We start from the raw sequence: 19,460 nt of genomic DNA, 5'->3' as shown, positions 1-19,460 counted from the left end.
TCTTCTCGTTTTCTTATCAGTTTGTCAAGGAACTTTGCTTGTTTTGCGGGGTGCAAATGTAACATCCGTTTTCCAATCTCACAAGCTTTTGTAAATCTTTTTTTTGAAAATAAATTCTCGTTTTTGATTCAGAATACTTGTCAGTTTGTTAAAGAACGTATGCGTTGTTGCGGGTGCAAAAGTACCACCTTTATTCGCTTCTGCAAGCTTTTTTAAACCTTTTTTTTGATGTTTTCTTAACTTAAACTTTAACTCGCTGGAAACGTGAATTTTGAAAGGAAATTTTTTTCCTCTCCCCTCCCGACGCTTCGGGACTCTCCGAAGGAAAGGGTAACTTTATGGGTAAAAACCGTCGATATCATTATATATAGGTAGAAGAAATAAAGCATTCTAAACAAATCCTCCGCTCCTATATATATAAGGTAACACATGATACTGGTTACCCTGACTTCATCTTTGACTAAATCAAAAAGTCGATGAAACGCTGCCCGCGTTAGGGATAGCAGTGAAAAGCCCACAGGAAAGTGAAGTGAAACGCAACTTGACGAGGACTTGCAGCGAATAGCCCGACCCATTATAAAAAAAGAGGCAACTATCCACTAAGATAATTGCCTCTTTTTTTATAATGGGGAACGCCCAAATGAAATCTAATTTATTTTTTGTGATTTTGACAACCAAGAATCTGTTAGGCTGTCATAATCTACAGGAGCTGCCGGTTTTTGATTTTGCAATCTTCCAGATTCGAAAGCTCTTACTAATATAGTCTCTATTAAATAGTCTTCGTTGACATCGTAAGGTGCATATTTTGTTTTTAAATTAATATCAAACATGCTCGCTGCTGTGTTAGACCAAAAAGCTTTCCAACCACTTTTAAGGTTTTTGACCAAATCGTAGGTTGTTGTACCGGTTTGACGATGAATTAACTTTACCAATATCTGTCCTTGCTTGCGGGATAGTTTTTTGAGTTTGGATTCAAATTCATTACTAAGGTAATCTTCGACTATCTTGAAGTATTTCTTTTTCTCCCTATTGGTGCCGAGTGATGCCATTCCTTTATTCAGAACAGTCAATCGCTCCGAAGCCAGTTTTGCATATGGATAGGTTTTATAAACTCGGTTTTGAAGAATAAGGAATTGCTTTTTTGCTTCAGGGTCAAGTTTCTCTTTAAAGACTACTAATTCGGGTAATTGTATGGTGTCATTTAGTATTGAATCGTTTTCAATTAGTATATAACCCATCTTGGTAGTTTCCTTTGGGGTTACTTGAGCATTAACTTTTATAATTGTAAAAAGTAAAAAAAAGAAAAGTGTAACGATCTTCATATGTTGAAAAATTTAATTGCCAAAATTATACATTATATATACAACTGTGATGCCAAATTTATAATTTAGCAAAAAATTAATTTTATGAGTACTAAATCAATATTAAATAAGTCATCCCTTGAATTTTTAGAAAACTACCTTAATAATGCATCACCTACAGGATACGAAAGTGATGGGCAGAAAATATGGATGGATTATTTGAAACCTTATGTTGATACTTTTATAACAGATACGTACGGTACTGCTGTAGGAATCATAAATCCAGACGCTCCCTATAAGGTAGTGATTGAAGGTCATGCGGATGAAATTTCTTGGTATGTGAACTATATCACTGACGATGGATTAATCTATGTTATTAGAAATGGTGGTTCAGATCACCAAATTGCACCTTCAAAACGTGTAAATATTCACACTAAAAACGGAATTGTAAAAGGTGTTTTTGGTTGGCCAGCCATTCATACTCGAAATAGAAGTAAAGAAGAAGTAGCTAAAGTTGATAATTTGTTTATTGACATTGGTTGCGAAACTAAAGAACAAGTCGATAAAATGGGAGTTCATGTGGGTTGTGTGATTACCTATCCTGATGAATTTATGATTTTGAACGATAACAAATTTGTTTGTCGTGCCATTGACAATCGAATGGGCGGATTTATGATTGCCGAAGTGGCTCGTATGTTGCATGAAAACAAAATAGAACTTCCTTTTGGATTGTATATTACTAATTCTGTTCAGGAAGAAGTAGGTCTTCGTGGTGCAGAAATGATTACCAAAACCATCAAACCAAACGTAGCAATTGTTACTGATGTTTGCCACGATTCTACTACTCCAATGATCGAAAAGAAAATTGAAGGTGATACAAAAATCGGTAAAGGCCCTGTGGTTACTTATGCGCCGGCTGTTCAGAATAATTTGAGAGAATTGATTTTAGAAACTGCTATGGCGAAAGAAATTCCGTTCCAAAGACTGGCTTCTTCACGTGTAACCGGAACAGACACAGATGCTTTTGCCTACAGTAACGGCGGCGTAGCTTCGGCTTTGATATCATTACCTTTGCGTTATATGCATACAACCGTTGAAATGGTACACCGTGATGATGTAGAAAATGTCATTAAATTGATTTATGAGACCTTATTGAAATTGGAAAATGAAGAAACCTTTTCTTATTTCAAGTAATTTTTAGCTGTCAATCAATTTATCTGCTTTATATATAATAAAAGAAGCCGGGCAATTATGCTCGGCTTCTTCATTATAGGTTTATTTTATCGCCAACCGCCGCCTAAATCTCGGTACACATGTACAAAGGCATTCATCTGATCTTTTTTGGTTTCAATCAATTCCATTTTAGAATCTAATGCATCACGTTGTGTCATAAGAACTTCAAAATAATCGATTCTGGCTGACTTAAACAAATCATTAGAAGCATCAATAGACTTATTAAGAGCAGTAACTTGTTGTGATTTCATATCATAACTCTTTTCTATATTACTAATCCTTGATAATTGGCTTGAAACTTCCAGATATGCATTAAGTATAGTACGTTCGTAGTTATACATTGCCTGAAGTTGGCGTGAATTGGCACTGTAAAATTCTGCTTTAATTCCATTTCTATTAATGAGCGGTGCGGCTAAATCTCCAGCTAAAGAATACAGTAAAGATTCAGGAAATTTTACCAAATAAGAGGTTTTAAAAGCTTGCAATCCGAATGCCGCAGAAATATCGAGCGAAGGATAAAATTCAGCACGGGCTACTTTTACGTCAAGTTTCGCTGCTTCTAGCTCTAGCTCAGCTTGTTTGACATCGGGACGATTTTCTAATAATTGTGACGGAATTCCAGACTGGATAGCTGTTGTAGAAAAATTCAAAAAGACACTTTTATCTCTTTTAATTTTTTCTGGATATCGTCCTAGTAAAAAGTTAATTCTATTTTCAGTTTCTACAATTTTTTGATTGAGATCAAACTCTATACTTTTTGATGACAAAACCTCTGCGTGAAATTTTTGAACGGCTAATTCAGTTGATCTTGCAGCCTCTTTTTGAACTTTTACAATATTTAAAGCATTATTTTGTAATTCAATGGTTTGTTTTATAATATCCAGTTGATTATCTAAAGCCAACAATTCATAATAAGAATCAGCTACTTCGGCAATAAGATTAGTAATTACAAAATTTTTGCCTTCAATTGTAGATAAATATCTGCTTACAGCTGCTTTCTTAGAATTATGGAGTTTTTTCCAAATATCTATTTCCCAGTTGGCATAAGCTCTCAAATTAAAATCAGTAAGAGGATCAGGAAATTCTTTTCCTGGAGCAATTTCAGTAGAAGCATCACCAGCTCCTTGGCTGGTATATCTTCCTACTTTTTCCACTCCTGTCCCAACTCTCAAGCCAACCGAAGGTAATAAGGCTCCTTTTCTAACTCGGATGTCATTCTTAGCAATTTCTATTTCTTGCAAAGTTATATTCAATTCCTGATTGTTTTTTAAGGCAATATCGATTAACTCAACTAGGTTTTTATCATTGAAATAATTATGCCAAGTAACCTTTGACACATTAGTTGTGTCTTTATTAGTACCATAACTTTCAGGAACAGTACTATTTGCCGTTGCAGTGACAGCCGACGGGGCTTTACAGCTAATTATGCTAAGACAAATGCTTACCATAATAACAAAGTTTTGTAACTTATTTTTATACATTGTGATCGATTTCTTCGGTTAATGGATTATTGTTTTGTTTTTTGACTAATTTAATTTTTGCTGCGATACTGCCAAAGATGTAATACAATCCCGGAATAATTAACACACCGCATACAGTACCTAAAAGCATTCCACCAAGAGCAGCAGAACCAATTGTTCTATTACCTATTTTCCCTGGACCTGATGCAAAGACTAACGGAATTAATCCTGCAATAAAGGCAAATGAAGTCATTAAGATGGGGCGAAATCTAACTTTCGCACCTTCCATAGCTGCTTCTAATATTGTTGCACCTGCTTCATGCTTTTGCACGGCAAATTCTACAATCAAAACAGCATTTTTTCCAAGTAACCCAATAAGCATTACAAAAGCAACTTGAGCATAAATATTATTTTCTAGCCCACAAATAGAAAGAAGTAAAAACGACCCAAAAATACCTGCAGGAAGTGATAATATAACTGCGAAAGGCAAAATAAAACTTTCATATTGAGCTGCTAATACAAGGTAAACAAACAATAAACAAATCAGGAAAATAAATATAGCTTCGTTACCACGACCAACTTCATCTTTAGATATTCCAGCCCAATCAATACCAAATCCTCTCGGTAACTTTTTTTCTGCCACTTCCTGAATAGCTTTAATGGATTCACCACTACTGTACCCTGCGGCAGATTGACCACTTATTTCGGAAGCATTGTACATGTTGTGACGTGTGATTTCCGACAAACCGTAAACTTTATCCATGTGCATAAATGCCGAAAACGGAACCATTTCATCCCGATTATTTTTGACATACAACTTCAAGATATCTTCTGGTAGCGCTCTATATTCTGGAGAGGTTTGAACAATAACTTTATACTGACGATCGTATTTAATAAAACTGATTTCATAATTACTACCAACCAATGTAGAAAGTGTATTCATGGCATTGTCTATAGTAATCCCTTTTTGTTGAGCTATATCGTTATCAATTCGCATCATGTACTGAGGGAAACTTGCACTATAGAAACTAAATACCGATGCTAATTCCGGTCGTTTATTCAATTCCTTTACAAAATCGTTGTTTACCTTTTCCATTTTCTTATAATCTCCAGAACCCGCTTTGTCCAGCAAACGCAATTCAAATCCGCCCGCTGCCCCATAACCCGGCACTGCTGGAGGCTGAAAAAACTCAAGAGTTGCACCCGTAATATTTTTAGATTTTTCTTCAAGGTCCTTCATTATCTCATCAACTGAATGCTTGCGATCTTCCCAACTTTTTAGGTTAATTAAACAAGTTCCTGAATTGGCTCCAGTTCCTTCAGTTAGAATTTCGAATCCAGCCAATGCCGATACCGATTTAACCCCATCAATTTTTTCTGCAATTTTTTGAAGTTTTAAAGCGACTTCATTGGTTCGTTCTAAAGAAGATCCTGGAGGTGTTTGAATGATGGCATAGAACATTCCTTGGTCTTCATTTGGAATAAATCCTGAAGGAAGACTATTGTTCAAGAAAAATATTCCTAAACAAAAACTGATTAAAACACCAAATGTTAATGTTCTTCGATTTACAATTTTATTAAGTATCCCTGTATATTTTCCAGTTAGTTGATTGAATTTATCATTAAATCCATCTAAAAAATTATTTAACGGAGTTTTCTTTCTTGCAATGCCATGATTATTTTTTAACATCATAGCGCAAAGTGCCGGCGTAAGTGTCAATGCCACAACACCAGACAAAATAATACCTGTTGCCATTGTGATAGAAAACTGTCGGTAAAATATACCTACCGGACCAGACATAAATGCAACAGGAATAAATACTGCCGCCATCAAAAACGTAATGGCTATAATAGCACCACTAATTTCGTGCATTGCCTTTTTAGTAGCCTTGAGCGGACCTATATGTTCTTCCTCCATTTTAGCATGTACCGCCTCGATGACTACGATAGCATCATCAACTACGACACCAATAGCTAAAACAAGTGCAAATAATGTAACCAGATTTATCGAAATTCCAAAAATCTGCATGAATGCAAATGTTCCAATAAGTGAAACAGGTACTGCGATTGCGGGAATAATAGTAGAACGCCAATCTCCAAGAAATAAGAATACTACTAATCCTACCAGAATAAAAGCTTCTACCAAGGTGTGAATTACTTTTTCGATGGAGGCATCTAAAAATTTAGAAGCATCATAACTAATTTCATAATCTACACCTTTAGGGAATGAATTACTCTTGATTTCCGCTAATTTTGCTTTGACATCTTTAATTACTTGAGAAGCATTACTTCCATAAGATTGTTTTATTGTTATTGCTGCAGAAGGTCTACCGTTTAAGTTCGAATAAATATCGTACATCGAACTTCCAAATTCTACATTGGCAACATCTTTCAGGCGCAGAATTTCACCATTTGGATTGGATTTTAAAATAATGTTTCCATATTGTTCTTTAGTGGTAAATCGCCCAGAATATTTCAAAACATATTCAAATGCTTGAGAACGTTTTCCAGAACTTTCTCCTGTCTTTCCTGGTGAAGCTTCTAAACTTTGTTGGGATAATGCTTCCATTACTTCATCCGCAGAAATCTTATACGCTAACATTCTGTCTGGCTTCAACCATATGCGCATAGCATAATCTCGGTTACCCACAATATCTGCATCACCTACTCCATCAACTCTCTTGAGTTCTGAAAGAATATTAATATCCGTAAAATTATATAAGAATTTTTGATCCATTGTTGGATCTTTACTGTACAAGTTAATATACATTAAATTATTAGATTCTTCTCGCGTAATTTTTACACCTTCTCTAACTACAAGAGGCGGTAGTTTATTAACAACCGATGCAACTCTGTTCTGGATGTTAATCGAAGCTTGGTTAGGATCCGTTCCTAAATTAAAGATTACTTGAATTGAAGCTTCCCCATCATTCCCGGCATCCGATGCAATATATTTCATTCCTGGAACACCATTGATAGCTCGCTCTAAAGGAATTACAACTGATTTAATCAATAATTCATTATTTGCACCAGGATATTCAGCTGTAACATTAACTTTTGGAGGCGAAATAGACGGCAATTGAGTAACTGGCAAATGCGTCATAGCCAAAATCCCAAGTAATACAATCATCAGTGATATCACTATCGACAGTACTGGTCTTTCTATAAATTTATTAAACATTTTTTTTTCTTTAGGATTACGACTATTCTGCTCTTAATTTCAAATGATCCATTACTTCCTGAGGTTTCTGATAGTTATATTCAATTTTATCATCCTCTTTTACTTTCTGAACACCCTCAAGCAGAATCTTGTCATTCACTGTAATCCCGTTTTTAACCACATAGAGATCTGGCATTTCTCCAGTAATAGTAATTTCTCTTGATTTTACTACATTTTTTTTATCAACTACAAAAACATATTTTTTGTCCTGAATTTCATAGGTTGCTTTTTGAGGAATTAACAAAGCATTATGTTGCGGCACTACCATTTGAATCTCTCCAGTTTCTCCATTTTTAAGCAATTTATCTGAGTTTGCAAACCTTGCTCTGAATGAAATATTACCTGTCTCACTATTGAATTCACTTTCAATAACTTCAACATTTCCTTGATATTTAAAAAGTTGATCATTTGCTAAAAGCAAGCCTACTTTAGTTTCTCCACGGTCTTTTACATCCGTTTGATAGTTCAAATATTCTGGTTCAGAAACATTGAAATAAGCAAACATCTGACTATTATCTGACAAGCTTGTTAGTAATGCACCTTCATCAACTAAACTTCCTAATTTTAATGGAATACGGTCGATCGTTCCAGAAAATGGAGCTCTAATTTCAGTAAATGATAAATGTAATTTTGCCAAAGAAACTTCAGCTCTTGCTTGTTCTAGTTTTGCCATAGCCAAAGCTTGCTCATTCCTTGAAACTATCTTTTTATCAGCTAAAATTTTAGTGTTTTGCAGTTCAATTTCAGCACCTTTGGCTTCTGCCTGTGCTTTTAGCAATTCAGCCTGAAATGCAGTTGGCATAATTTGAAACAATAGCTGACCAGCTTTTACAAACTGACCTTCATCAACATAAATTTTTTGCAAGTATCCTTTTTCTTGCGCTCGAATCTCAATATTTCTTACTGACTTAATTTGAGTAACATATTGCTTAGTGAAACAAGTATCTATTTTTATCGGATTAGTGACGGTATACTTGGTTGGTTCTTCTTTTTCTATTTTTTTAGTATTACAATTAGTAAGAAACAACGCGGCGATCAAGCCCGTAATTATGGCAATTTTTTTCATGATGTAATTTGGTAATTATTCAATTGAATTTTTGGAATTAAAACAGGATTAGCTAGCTCAAACAGCAAAAATGCCATTTAATAAAAAAAGGAAGAACAGCTTAATAAGATAAAAGCAATACTTAGCAATTCGCAACTAAAATCAATTGATTATCAAATTCGTAATACTCTATTTGTGATATAGATTGGTGTAGATTGGCCTTTAACAGGCTCACAATTATAAAAAACATTGTAATGCTGAATTTCAAGAGCACTAAAATAGGAAGAATACCATTTGGCAAGCAAAGAGCCTTTTACTTGAAATAATTTATTTGTTTTAGAATCCTCCTGTTTATCACTATGAGAGAATTCTTCATCTAAATCAAAATCGCTATACTCAATCAATGAGTATGAATGATCTAGAATGGTAATTTGATCTTGTTCTATTGATGAACAATTCAAATTTGAAATTGAAACAAAGGCACTTTTATGCAAATTAGCTTGCATTTTATTTCCTCCTGTTAGCAGTAAGGTAAAAAAATATAATATAAATACTATTTGTTTCATTTGCGAACAAAAGTAAAAAAATATAGTAATCAAAAAACAGTCAGAATGTTAAATAAAAACCAATGTATTTATTATAAATTAATTAGGATTATAATGGTTAAAAATTAAATATTATTTAAAAAATAGGCACTATTATCTCGATTTAATATTTAATATTTAATATTTAATATAAGTAATGATTTTGATTTGTTTACCTGTTTACATTGACATCTTACAGAATTAACTTTTTCACAAGATCAATTTTCCATTGCAGACTGCCCTGACTGATTTGATTATGAGCTTAGCGACATAATTGTTGGTTGAGTTACAAATGAGAATTAAACTAAAGCGATTTCATTCAATTTAGAAATTAAAGTTTTTTTAGTAACTTTACTTAAACAATTCTTAAAATGCAATCAAACGCCACAACAGTGTCAGCTTATTTAGAAGAAATACCCGAAGAAAGAAAATATGCCTTTTTAAAACTTCGAGATACAATCCTTACAAACATTCCAAAAGGTTTTTCAGAACAATTGAGTTATGGTTCACTGGGTTATGTCGTACCGCATTCTATTTATCAACAGGGTTATCATTGCAATCCTAAACTTCCTTTGCCCTTCATCTCAATCGCCTCTCAAAAGCACTTCATCGCTTTATATCATATGGGAATATATGCCGATCCAGAACTACTACATTGGTTTGTTGCAGAATACCCAAAGTACAGCTCCCAGAAATTAGACATGGGAAAAAGTTGTATCCGTTTTAAAAAATTTGATCAAATTCCTTTTGATTTGATTGCACAACTCTCTCGAAAAATCACAGTTAAGCAATGGATTAATCGTTACGAAACACTAATCAATAAATCGAAATAAATAGTAAACTTAAAATTAGAAATCATGAACATTATCAAAAAAATTCTTTTTGGACTTTTAACACTGGTTGTTTTAGCATTACTCATTGCATTATTTCTCCCAAAGGAGTTTGCTGTTGAACGGGAAATTGCAATAAACCAACCCAAAGACACTGTTTTCAATTATGTGAAGTATTTAAAAAACCAAGATACTTTTAGTGTTTGGTCAACTAAAGATCCTGCTATGAAAAAAACTTTTACCGGAACGGATGGTACAGTCGGGGCAATTGCGGGTTGGGATAGTAAGGATGAGAATGTAGGTGTTGGAGAACAGGAAATTACAAAAATAAAAGAAGGTGAACGTATCGATTTTGAGTTGCGCTTCAAAGTTCCCATTGAATCAACCGATTTTGCTTATATGTCAACTGAAGCTATTTCGCCAAACCAAACAAAAGTGAAGTGGGGATTTAATGGAAAAATGCCATATCCAATGAACTTAATGTTACCCTTTATGAATATGGAACAAATGCTTGGAAAAGATTTACAAGATGGGTTAAATAACCTGAAAGTTGTTTTAGAAAAATAATTTTCTTTCACCAAAAAAAAACCGCAATTCAAAATTATGAATTGCGGTTTGTTATTTGCGTTTTACCAAATTATTCTATCTGTTGGCTAGATATTCCAAAACATTTTTCTCGATTCTTTTATCAATATTTGAAATATCAGCTTTTACGAATTTTTCTCCAAGAATATTTTCGTATAATTCGATGTATCGCTCAGAAACTGTTTCAATATATTCATCAGTCATATCTGGAATTTGTTGTCCTTCCAGTCCTTGAAAACCGTTTTCAATTAACCAACGACGAACAAACTCTTTTGATAATTGCTTTTGTTCCTCTCCTCTATCTTGTCGTTCTTGATACCCTTCGGCATAAAAATAACGAGATGAATCCGGCGTGTGGATTTCATCAATTAGAACAATAAGCCCTTCTTTAGTTTTACCAAATTCATATTTAGTGTCCACTAAAATCAATCCACGGCTTGCAGCAATTTCAGTTCCTCTTTCAAATAAATCTCTTGTAAATTTTTCTAAAACGATATAATCTTCTTCAGCAACAATTCCTTTTGAAAGAATAGCTGAACGCGAAATATCAGCATCATGTTCTCCATTATCCGCTTTGGTGGTTGGTGTGATAATTGGTTCTGGGAACTTATCGTTTTCTTTCAAACCTTCTGCCATTTTAACGCCACAAATTTCTCTTTTGCCAAGAGTATATTCACGAGCAGCATGACCTGAAAGGTATCCACGAATCACCATTTCTACCTTGAAAGGTTCACATAAATGACCAACAGCAACATTAGGATCAGGCGTTGCAATTAACCAATTAGGAACAATATCCTGCGTCAATTCCATGAATCTAGTAGCAATTTGATTTAGGATTTGACCTTTATAAGGAATTCCTTTTGGTAAAACCACATCAAAAGCGGAAAGTCTATCCGTGGCAACCATTACTAAAAGTTCATCATTTATATTGTAAACTTCTCTTACTTTACCTCTGTAAACAGATTTTTGATTTGGAAAATTAAAATCAGTTGTCGTAATTGTATTGCTCATTATAGTTGTTGTGTGTGTTGTTTTTAATAAATGCAAATTTAAAATTATTTCATACAGTTTCACTAAAAAAAGTATAGTTTTTACTTACCCTATTTTTCAAGGAGTGTATTGTTGAATAAATTAAGAATACGACCGTATTCATCAACCCAAGAATAAGTTTCTTTGAAACCATGCGATTCAACCGGGAAACTTGCTAAAGTCCATTTTTTCTTTCCTAATTCTATGAAACGTTGTGATAACCGAACGATGTCTTTATACTCCACATTATCATCAACCATTCCGTGAAGCATCAATAGATTTCCTTCTAAATTATTGGCAAAATAAATCGGAGAACTTTTTTTGTAGGCATCTGGATCCGTTTCCGGGAAATTAAGAATATTTCCTGTGTAGCCGTGATTGTAATGTGCCCAGTCTGTCACCGAACGCAATGCCGCTCCCGAAGCAAATTCTTTTGGAGTAGTTAGCATTGCCATAAGTGTGATGAAACCACCATATGAACCGCCATAAATTCCAACTCTACCAGCGTCAATTTCATAGTTTTGAACCAAATAATTCTTCCCGTCTATCTGATCGGTTAAATCTTTACCTCCCATAAATCGATAAATTCCGGTTCTAAAGTCGCGACCATATCCATCACTTCCTCTATAATCGATATCTAAAACAGTGTATCCTAAATCGACCAATAAGTTATGGAACATATATTCTCTGTGATAATTACTCCAATAATTATGGGCATTTTGCAAATAACCCGCACCATGCACAAACAGGATTGCCGCTTTATTAGCTTTGTCCGTTAGTGGTTTGTATAATCTAGCGTTAACTAAAGTTCCGTCTTGTGCTTTAAAAGTAATTACTTCTGGTGTGCGCCAAGAATAAGCTTTGAATGCTTCGGTTGTTGAGTTTGTAATTTGTCTAAGGTTTGTATTTTTTTTGTTTTCGGCAATGTACAGTTCCCAAGGTTTATTTTTATAAGAATAACGAACCAATAAAGTACTCTCATCTGCAGATAAACTTACTTCGTGTGCACCGTCCTTCGTGAGAAGTGGCTGTAAAACACCATCTGAAACAGTCAGTTTATAGAAATTTCTGTTTCCAGGATGTGTTGTATTTGTAGTTAAATAAAATGATTTTTTGTCTTTTGACAAAATCACATTGCGAACTTCCCAATTCCCTTTAGTGAGTTGCGTTTTCTTTTTTGACTTTAAATTATAAGTATACAAATGAGAATACCCTGTTTCTTCTGATTGAAAATAAATGGTTTGGTTGTCACCAAGAAATCCAAGAGTTCCCGAATCAAAAGAATCTGAAGGAATTCCAGGTCCGCCAATCCATGCTTCATCATGCTGGTGTTCTATTTCCTCAAAAGTCCCTTTTGCTAAATTCAAACTCACCAACCATCTGTCTTTATTGTCCTGACTTCTTATTTCAGCAATCGCATAAGAACCATCTTGATTATAAACAGGTTCTTGAACCACAATTAGTTTATCCGCTTTTTCTTTGTTACTTGATTTTTCATATAAACTCAAATATTTAGGCGAATCTTGAATATGACTCAAAGATGAAAAATCTACTGTGTAGATAGAATCCTTCACAACGTTGTAAATTCCAAATTTAGTATTTACCAAATTATTAACAGATACCTTTTCCTTAGTATCAGGTGTTTTGTTGTACCCATCAGCCGTAACGAAAACTTCCATTTTTTCACTTTTGGTCTCTGCTTGTTCGGTCAATCTAAAAGTGGCATAATTTCCATTTGGGCTTATTTTTATATTTTCCAAAGCATTTTTTCCATAATAATACCCTTTTGGAAAATCCGTTTTTAGTGCATTCGTTTTTGCCAGATTCCATTTTTTCTTCGCCTCTTGATCTCGTACAAACTGAAACAATTCGTTTTGCTGTTTTTTCAAAAAAGAATCAGTATCTGCATCAGCATCAACCGCTTTTCCTTTCTTAAAATTAGTGATTTGAATTATTGTTCCTTCTTTGGTATCGTACTTGAATATATTTTCATTCTGTTCAAAAAATACAATTCCATCTTCAAAACCCAATTGCAGATTTGATATTGGGCTGCTCTGTTGATACAGTTTTTTAGAAATCTTGCTTTTAGCTGAATAAGAAAATAACCTTCCTTTATCAATATAATAAAATAAGTCTGAAGCTTTGTTTCCCTTAAAATCAAATTTCGAGAATTCGGCTTCCTTTAAAGGTGCCAGTTCTGGTTTTGACGAACCATTTTTCCAAAAATAAGTGGATAATCCAATTTCACTATTTGGATTCCATTCGAAATAAACTTTTTTTCCATCCAATGACCAACGCCCATTTACTGGCTGAACGCCAATAAAAGCATCGCCTTTCATTATTTCTTCTAACTTTAAATTTTGACTTTGACTTGCAATTGAAAAGAAAACACAAATAAGAACTGCTATTTTTTTATTCATTTTAATAAAGGTTATTTTAGATGAGATTTAGGTTTGGTTGGGAAAATTATTTCGAGTTTTATAAATTTAAAACTATTTGTGAAAGGTATTTTGCAACGCCATCGTTATCATTCGTAGTTATTATTTCTAAATGTGAAAGTTTATTTTTCAAACTATCAGGAGCATTGCCCATTAACAATCCTTTGAAAGTTGAATTCAACATTTTTTCATCATTATATCCATCACCAAATGCAATTGCATGTTCAAACATTAAATTCTCTTTTTCGAGTATTTTAGCTATAGCAACGCTTTTATCCACTGATTTATCCATGAATTCCAAACAAAGCGGTAAGCTAAAAGCATGACTAAAAACATCGGGATGGTTCACCAGAATTCTATCTCTTAATGTTATTAATTTAGCATGGCTATCGTGCGTAAAAAACATTTTTATTGCGCTGACATCTTCAAGCGTTTTAAAATCAACCAATTCTGGGATATAATTTAATTCAGTTTGAAAACTGTTTAGTTTTTCATTGTGTTTATTTGTTTGCCAAACATTTTCTTTAAAAAGAACCGTTGTAAATTCCGGTTCAATATCTAATGCCAAAACTGATTTTATTGCCTCGCTATCCATATCATGTGAAAAAAGCAATTCTTTATCAGCCGCATGAATTCGAGCTCCATTTGAAGTAATTAAATAAACCGGACAACCTAAACTTTCCACAATTGGCATAGCATCAAGATGATGACGGCCGGTAGCTACAATAATTAAATAGTTTTGATTGTGAAGTTCTTGAAAAACACTTTTGGTGTAATTGGAAATTTTATGATCTGAATTTAATAAGGTTCCATCTAAATCGCTAATAACTACTTTAATTTTTTCTTTTGAAATCATTTCTTTTTCTCCTCATTTATAATAATTCCAAATTTATTCTATTTTAAAGAGATACACAAAATTTAAAGCTAGTTTAGAAAATACAGACTCTTTAATTACCTTGTTTTATTCTTCAACTCCCGCTCCTTTTTCTGATATGATGATATGATAAAGTTATATTAATTGTTGCGTTTTAAATACAACAATTAAATTTTGTGTCTATATTTGTAAAAAATAAATAATAGAAATATCATGAATGCAAGTCAAAAAGAATTAGTAAAAGCTACAGTACCCATATTGAAAACAAATGGTAACGATTTGATTTCTTACTTTTATCAAAGAATGTTAAAAAGCAATCCAGATTTAAAAAATATTTTCAATATGGCTAATCAAGCCAGCGGGAAACAACAAAATGCATTAACAGGAGCGGTACTTGCTTATGCCGAAAATATTGATGACCCCTCTGTATTGATAAATGTTTTAAAATCAATTGGAAACAAACATGTAAGTTTAAATATTGCACCGGAACAATACGATATAGTTGGAAATCATTTAATTGGTTCAATCAAAGAAGTTTTGGGGGATTTAGCTACTGTTGCATTAGTCGAAGCTTGGACTTGTGCCTATCAAGAACTTGCCCAAATTATGATTGGTATTGAAGCTGAAATGTATCAGAAAGTGAGTGCCAAAAAAGGAGGATGGAAAGGATGGAGAAACTTTATCATCTCTAAAATTGTAGAAGAAAGCGATGAAATTAAATCATTTTATCTTAAACCGGAGGATAACAAAGATATAGCCGATTTCTATCCGGGACAATATATTTCTGTGAGTACGTTTATCCCTGAATTGGGTCATAAACAGCCCAGACAATACAGTTTGTCTTCCGCTTTCAGTAACGAGTTTTATAGAATTTCGGTAAAAAAAGAAAAAGGAATAAACAGCACTCCTGATGGAATTGTTTCCAATACACTACATACTAAAAAAGAAGGCGACCTTATTGAAGTCAGTGCTCCCGCCGGTGTTTTTTATGCCGATCCTGAATCTAAAACCCCACTGGTTCTTGTAAGTGGTGGTGTTGGAATTACTCCTATGATGAGCATGATTGAGACCAATAAAAACGCACTGCAAAAAAATCAGACCATTTGGATTCACAGTTGTCGCAACGAAAACGTACATGCGTTTAAAGATACTATCGAAGAGTTAAATAACGAAAATACATGGTTAACTTCATTTGTTTTTTATGAGACTTTACCAGAAAATGAAACAAATGCTATTGAAGGAAGAGTGAATCTACTCGAAATCAAAGAAGAAATTCTTATTAAGGATGCAAAATATTATATTTGCGGGCCTGCTCTTTTTATAAAAGTTCAATATCAGTCTCTGGTTGAGCTTGGTGTAGACCGAGAAAACATCCTTTATGAAGAATTTGGTCCCCAATTATTGAGCCTTAACTAATATATTTTTATGAAATTGAACCACTTTACTGATTTTAGCATGCGCGTTTTAATGTATTTAGATCAAAAAAAAGAAGCTCCGCTAAGTTCTTTGGATGAGTTAGCTGCCGCTTTCAAAATCTCGAGAAACCATCTCATTAAAGTGGTTCAGTTTTTATCAGCAAATCAGTTAATTATTACCAAAAGAGGTAAAAATGGCGGAATCATAATTTCTGATAAAGCCAGAGAAATATCATTAGGGGATTTGATTCACCTATTGGAACAAGATGATAGTCCTGTTGTAAATTGTAATTCAAAACCTTGTATTTTTCAATCTCAAAATTGCAAATTAAAATCATTATTCAATACGGCTTATATGGCTTTTATTGAAAGTCTAAATAAATCCAAACTTTCCGATCTGGAATTTAGTAATTGGAATGCAATGTTTCACAGTACATAAAATTAAAAAAGCATTTATTAGAGCTACTTTTTGGATAAAAGTACAAATAAGAAAACAGACGATATTGATTAGGTAGGTTTTCAGTAACTCAATAAGTAAATAATAAACACGAATTTCACTAATTTCCACCAATTAATTCGTGTAAATTAGTGAAATTCGTGTTTAAATATTTTATCTAATATTTGTGTCAAAATATAAAATTAGTGATAGTCTTCTTTTTAAAACAGAAGAATTAATTCATAAAAAAACGCTCTTTATAAGGAGCGTTTTTTGTTTTAATCGTGATTCTCTATTTGTTTATAGGCATCAATTACTTTACTGACTAATCTATGTCGTACAATATCTTTATCATCAAGATAAATAATGCCAATTCCTTCCACATCTTTAAGGACCAAAATTGCTTCTTTAAGCCCAGAAATGGTTCTTCTTGGTAAATCGACTTGTCCAGGGTCACCCGTAATCATAAACTTGGCACTTTTCCCCATACGAGTCAGAAACATTTTCATTTGGGAATGGGTAGTATTTTGCGCTTCATCCAAGATTACAAATGCATGATCTAAAGTTCGTCCACGCATGAATGCCAAAGGTGCAATCTGGATAATTCCTTTCAAAATATAATCTTCCAGTTTTTCGTTTGGCAGCATATCACGCAACGCATCATATAAAGGTTGCATATAGGGATCCAGTTTTTCCTTCATATCACCGGGAAGAAAACCAAGGTTCTCCCCTGCTTCTACTGCCGGACGCGTGAGTATAATACGCTTGACTTGTTTTTCTTTCAATGCTTTCACGGCCATGGCAACACCTGTATAGGTTTTTCCCGTTCCCGCAGGCCCAACCGCGAAAAGCATGTCGTTTTTATTCATGGTATCTACCAGCAATTGTTGGTTTGGAGTCATCGCCTTAATGATTTTTCCACCCACACCGTGTACCAAAATTTTGTCATGATCACCCATTCGTTCGACCTGCTGACTGTCGCTTAAGATAACACGTTCAATAACATTATTATCAATAGTATTGTAACGTGTAAAATGCAGCATCAACCGTTGAAATCGTTTTTCGAACTCGTCCAAAACTTCCTTTTCACCAAAAGCTTTTAAGGTTGTTCCCCGAGCGACAATCTTTAATTTTGGATAATATTTTTTAATTGTTTCAAGATGAGTGTCTTGAGCGCCCCAAAAGTCTTTTGGAGCGATGTCTATGAGCTCGATTATCCTTTCGTTCAAATTAAATAGTTTTAAATTAAAATTAATCAATTAGTAAATGGTATGCCTGTTCGTTTAATTTGTAGTATTATTTAGAATTTGTTTTTGTTTTTTGCTTTTTTGAATTTACTATTATTAGCTTTGCGTTTCTCAAATTTAATAAAAATTAGGTTTACATAACACCAATAGTTATAAACAAATTTATGTCAATAATTACCCTTACTACCGATTACGGCTTGAAAGACCACTTTGTAGGTGCGTTGAAAGGGAAAATTTTATGTGAGTATTCCGAGGCAACAATCATAGATATTTCGCATGATGTAGACCCATTCAACACAGTTGAAGCAAGTTACATTATTGGAGCCTCCTACGCGAGCTTTCCAAAAGGCTCCGTTCACCTCATTGGAGTTGATATGGAATTTAATAAAGAAAATCAACATATTGTCATGCAATGGAACGATCATTATTTTATTGCGGCTGATAATGGCATTTTAAGTATGCTTTCGCAAAAGATTGTGCCTCAAAAAATAGTAACTATCAATATCCATGATCGATTGCCTAGTGATGCAACTGATCTTGATGTTTTTGTAAAAGTAGCCTGCCATGTTGCCAAAGGTGGTTTACTGAACGTCATTGGTAAAGAAATAAAAAACATAAAACAAGTAACCGATTTACAAGCTCTCCTGTCAGATGACGGAAACTCATTAAAAGGACATGTCATTTACATTGATCATTTTGGAAATGTTATTACTAATATTTCAAAAAAATATTTTATTGAAGTAGCCAAAGGCAGGCCTTATGAAATCGTTTTGAAAACCAAAAATATCAAAACTATTTTGCCAAATTATTCGGCGATTGCCAGTTCTGATAAATATCCTATTAAGTCTTATGAAGGAGAAAAATTAGCCATTTTTAATGAAGCTGGTTATCTGGAGATTGCCATTTTCAGAAGTAATCCTTCTAAAGTGGGTTCCGCCAATAGCTTGTTGGGATTGAATTATAGAGATGTGGTAAATATAGTATTCAGTTAGCAGTGATCATTAATCAGTTAAAAAAATCTAGAATCGTTAATCTAAAATCATAAATCCAAAATGTTTGTAAGAATAGTAAAATTGAGCTTTCACCAGGAAAATATTCCTGCTTTTTTAGAAAACTTCGAGTTGATGAAAGACAAAATACGAAACGCTCCAGGAAATCGTTTCTTAGAGCTGTATCAAGATAAAGACAATAAATGTATTTTCTTTACTTACAGTTATTGGGAAACCGAAGCCGATTTAGAAAATTATAGAAAATCAGAACTTTTTTATGATGTTTGGTCTTTTACCAAGAAATTATTCAACGACAAACCAGAAGCTTGGAGCGTGGATAAATTAGTTAGTTTAGAATAATTACGAATTTAATAACTGAAAATGATAAAGTTACTTTCTTTTATTGCATTTGAGCTATTAGTCGTTTTGCTATTAGCATTTATAAATAAAAAATATTTTAATTATAAATTATCGAACTTTAAAATTGCAGTGATTTCTTCCTTTTTCTTTTATATATCAATATTAGCTATAGTTTTCGTTATAAATTACACTTTGAAAAATGAATTAGACTCTTTTGATTTGAATGGTGATAATAATTTCTCCATTGATGAAAGAACGTTGGAACAACAGCAAGTAATGAAAGCGATTATTTCGGATACCGGAAGAAATCTTGCTCCTATTTTAGGAATAATTTATAGCTTAATATACTTTACAATTATAATTATACCTTTGAATATATTTAACAAAAAGAAAAATAAATCAACGAATTAACAT

The 19,460-nt window shown here is 33.3% G+C and carries 17 protein-coding genes; 8 read left to right on the top strand and 9 right to left on the bottom strand.

From position 1 onward, the window contains the following. Positions 1-647 precede the first annotated feature (647 nt). The gene (locus ACFX5F_RS15595) at positions 648-1,322 is read right to left on the bottom strand and encodes a DUF4294 domain-containing protein (protein ID WP_379852953.1); all 675 of its coding nucleotides are present in this window, start codon (positions 1,320-1,322) and stop codon (positions 648-650) included. Between the two features lie 84 nt (positions 1,323-1,406). Here ACFX5F_RS15595 and ACFX5F_RS15590 point away from each other — a divergent pair, with 84 nt between their 5' ends. After that, a complete protein-coding gene (locus tag ACFX5F_RS15590) occupies positions 1,407-2,495 on the top strand; it encodes a M42 family metallopeptidase (RefSeq protein WP_379852952.1) in 1,089 nt (362 codons plus the stop codon). Positions 2,496-2,581: 86 nt separating this feature from the next. On the opposite strand, the gene ACFX5F_RS15585 is transcribed toward ACFX5F_RS15590, so the two are convergent. From ACFX5F_RS15585 to ACFX5F_RS15570, 4 genes are all read right to left on the bottom strand, one after another. After that, on the bottom strand, positions 2,582-4,015 hold the full coding sequence (locus ACFX5F_RS15585) for a TolC family protein (RefSeq protein ID WP_379852951.1): 1,434 nt from the start codon (positions 4,013-4,015) through the stop codon (positions 2,582-2,584). Beyond that, positions 4,008-7,175: an efflux RND transporter permease subunit gene (locus ACFX5F_RS15580; protein WP_379852950.1), complete on the bottom strand. Its 3,168-nt coding sequence runs from the start codon at positions 7,173-7,175 to the stop codon at positions 4,008-4,010. The genes ACFX5F_RS15585 and ACFX5F_RS15580 overlap by 8 nt, the downstream gene beginning before the upstream one ends. Before the next feature lie 22 nt (positions 7,176-7,197). Next, a complete protein-coding gene (locus ACFX5F_RS15575; RefSeq protein ID WP_379852949.1) occupies positions 7,198-8,280 on the bottom strand; it encodes an efflux RND transporter periplasmic adaptor subunit in 1,083 nt (360 codons plus the stop codon). A gap of 152 nt (positions 8,281-8,432) precedes the next feature. After that, complete coding sequence (locus ACFX5F_RS15570) at positions 8,433-8,825, bottom strand: hypothetical protein (RefSeq protein WP_073210893.1); 393 nt, start codon at positions 8,823-8,825, stop codon at positions 8,433-8,435. Positions 8,826-9,214: 389 nt separating this feature from the next. Between ACFX5F_RS15570 and ACFX5F_RS15565 the strand changes: the two genes are divergently transcribed. Then, positions 9,215-9,676 carry a DUF1801 domain-containing protein gene (locus ACFX5F_RS15565; protein WP_073210892.1) on the top strand — a complete coding sequence of 154 codons (462 nt, stop codon included), beginning with the start codon at positions 9,215-9,217 and terminating at the stop codon, positions 9,674-9,676. Positions 9,677-9,700: 24 nt separating this feature from the next. Beyond that, a complete protein-coding gene (locus tag ACFX5F_RS15560) occupies positions 9,701-10,240 on the top strand; it encodes an SRPBCC family protein (protein ID WP_379852948.1) in 540 nt (179 codons plus the stop codon). A 75-nt stretch (positions 10,241-10,315) separates the two neighbouring features. Here ACFX5F_RS15560 and ACFX5F_RS15555 read toward each other — a convergent pair whose 3' ends face one another. From ACFX5F_RS15555 to ACFX5F_RS15545, 3 genes are all read right to left on the bottom strand, one after another. Beyond that, positions 10,316-11,269 carry a phosphoribosylaminoimidazolesuccinocarboxamide synthase gene (locus tag ACFX5F_RS15555; RefSeq protein ID WP_379852947.1) on the bottom strand — a complete coding sequence of 318 codons (954 nt, stop codon included), beginning with the start codon at positions 11,267-11,269 and terminating at the stop codon, positions 10,316-10,318. 89 nt (positions 11,270-11,358) lie between these two features. After that, entirely contained in the window at positions 11,359-13,707 is a 2,349-nt protein-coding gene (locus tag ACFX5F_RS15550; RefSeq protein WP_379852946.1) for a S9 family peptidase, read from the bottom strand. Positions 13,708-13,765: 58 nt separating this feature from the next. Next, entirely contained in the window at positions 13,766-14,581 is an 816-nt protein-coding gene (locus ACFX5F_RS15545) for a Cof-type HAD-IIB family hydrolase (protein ID WP_379852945.1), read from the bottom strand. 231 nt (positions 14,582-14,812) lie between these two features. Here ACFX5F_RS15545 and hmpA point away from each other — a divergent pair, with 231 nt between their 5' ends. Continuing rightward, positions 14,813-16,015, top strand: a complete 1,203-nt coding sequence (hmpA, locus tag ACFX5F_RS15540) for an NO-inducible flavohemoprotein (protein ID WP_379852944.1) — start codon at positions 14,813-14,815, stop codon at positions 16,013-16,015. 9 nt (positions 16,016-16,024) lie between these two features. Beyond that, the gene (locus ACFX5F_RS15535; RefSeq protein ID WP_379852943.1) at positions 16,025-16,453 is read left to right on the top strand and encodes an RrF2 family transcriptional regulator; all 429 of its coding nucleotides are present in this window, start codon (positions 16,025-16,027) and stop codon (positions 16,451-16,453) included. Positions 16,454-16,728: 275 nt separating this feature from the next. Here the strand turns inward: ACFX5F_RS15535 and ACFX5F_RS15530 are convergent, their stop codons facing one another. Then, positions 16,729-17,679 carry a PhoH family protein gene (locus ACFX5F_RS15530; protein WP_379852942.1) on the bottom strand — a complete coding sequence of 317 codons (951 nt, stop codon included), beginning with the start codon at positions 17,677-17,679 and terminating at the stop codon, positions 16,729-16,731. A gap of 182 nt (positions 17,680-17,861) precedes the next feature. Between ACFX5F_RS15530 and ACFX5F_RS15525 the strand changes: the two genes are divergently transcribed. From ACFX5F_RS15525 to ACFX5F_RS15515, 3 genes are read left to right on the top strand one after another with little or no spacing between them, the layout of a single operon-like run. Beyond that, complete coding sequence (locus ACFX5F_RS15525) at positions 17,862-18,689, top strand: SAM hydrolase/SAM-dependent halogenase family protein (RefSeq protein WP_379852941.1); 828 nt, start codon at positions 17,862-17,864, stop codon at positions 18,687-18,689. A gap of 60 nt (positions 18,690-18,749) precedes the next feature. Beyond that, positions 18,750-19,046, top strand: a complete 297-nt coding sequence (locus ACFX5F_RS15520; RefSeq protein ID WP_379852940.1) for a putative quinol monooxygenase — start codon at positions 18,750-18,752, stop codon at positions 19,044-19,046. Between the two features lie 21 nt (positions 19,047-19,067). Continuing rightward, complete coding sequence (locus ACFX5F_RS15515; RefSeq protein WP_379852939.1) at positions 19,068-19,457, top strand: hypothetical protein; 390 nt, start codon at positions 19,068-19,070, stop codon at positions 19,455-19,457. Positions 19,458-19,460: the final 3 nt, after the last annotated feature.

The sequence above is a fragment of the Flavobacterium zhoui genome (genome assembly GCF_042787235.1).
GTDB lineage: Bacteria > Bacteroidota > Bacteroidia > Flavobacteriales > Flavobacteriaceae > Flavobacterium > Flavobacterium zhoui.
Note: the sequence above shows the minus strand (reverse complement) of the source record. Positions and strands in the feature narration are given on the sequence as shown.

What these genes read in the sequence shown, in the direction of transcription:
- ACFX5F_RS15545 (WP_379852945.1), bottom strand. Translation starts at nt 14,581, where the DNA reads ATGATTTCAAAAGAAAAAATTAAAGTAGTTATTAGCGATTTAGATGGA.
- ACFX5F_RS15525 (WP_379852941.1), top strand. Translation starts at nt 17,862, where the DNA reads ATGTCAATAATTACCCTTACTACCGATTACGGCTTGAAAGACCACTTT.
- ACFX5F_RS15590 (WP_379852952.1), top strand. Translation starts at nt 1,407, where the DNA reads ATGAGTACTAAATCAATATTAAATAAGTCATCCCTTGAATTTTTAGAA.
- ACFX5F_RS15555 (WP_379852947.1), bottom strand. Translation starts at nt 11,269, where the DNA reads ATGAGCAATACAATTACGACAACTGATTTTAATTTTCCAAATCAAAAA.
- ACFX5F_RS15565 (WP_073210892.1), top strand. Translation starts at nt 9,215, where the DNA reads ATGCAATCAAACGCCACAACAGTGTCAGCTTATTTAGAAGAAATACCC.
- ACFX5F_RS15570 (WP_073210893.1), bottom strand. Translation starts at nt 8,825, where the DNA reads ATGAAACAAATAGTATTTATATTATATTTTTTTACCTTACTGCTAACA.
- ACFX5F_RS15595 (WP_379852953.1), bottom strand. Translation starts at nt 1,322, where the DNA reads ATGAAGATCGTTACACTTTTCTTTTTTTTACTTTTTACAATTATAAAA.
- ACFX5F_RS15515 (WP_379852939.1), top strand. Translation starts at nt 19,068, where the DNA reads ATGATAAAGTTACTTTCTTTTATTGCATTTGAGCTATTAGTCGTTTTG.
- ACFX5F_RS15575 (WP_379852949.1), bottom strand. Translation starts at nt 8,280, where the DNA reads ATGAAAAAAATTGCCATAATTACGGGCTTGATCGCCGCGTTGTTTCTT.
- ACFX5F_RS15580 (WP_379852950.1), bottom strand. Translation starts at nt 7,175, where the DNA reads ATGTTTAATAAATTTATAGAAAGACCAGTACTGTCGATAGTGATATCA.
- ACFX5F_RS15520 (WP_379852940.1), top strand. Translation starts at nt 18,750, where the DNA reads ATGTTTGTAAGAATAGTAAAATTGAGCTTTCACCAGGAAAATATTCCT.
- hmpA (WP_379852944.1), top strand. Translation starts at nt 14,813, where the DNA reads ATGAATGCAAGTCAAAAAGAATTAGTAAAAGCTACAGTACCCATATTG.
- ACFX5F_RS15550 (WP_379852946.1), bottom strand. Translation starts at nt 13,707, where the DNA reads ATGAATAAAAAAATAGCAGTTCTTATTTGTGTTTTCTTTTCAATTGCA.
- ACFX5F_RS15535 (WP_379852943.1), top strand. Translation starts at nt 16,025, where the DNA reads ATGAAATTGAACCACTTTACTGATTTTAGCATGCGCGTTTTAATGTAT.
- ACFX5F_RS15585 (WP_379852951.1), bottom strand. Translation starts at nt 4,015, where the DNA reads ATGTATAAAAATAAGTTACAAAACTTTGTTATTATGGTAAGCATTTGT.
- ACFX5F_RS15560 (WP_379852948.1), top strand. Translation starts at nt 9,701, where the DNA reads ATGAACATTATCAAAAAAATTCTTTTTGGACTTTTAACACTGGTTGTT.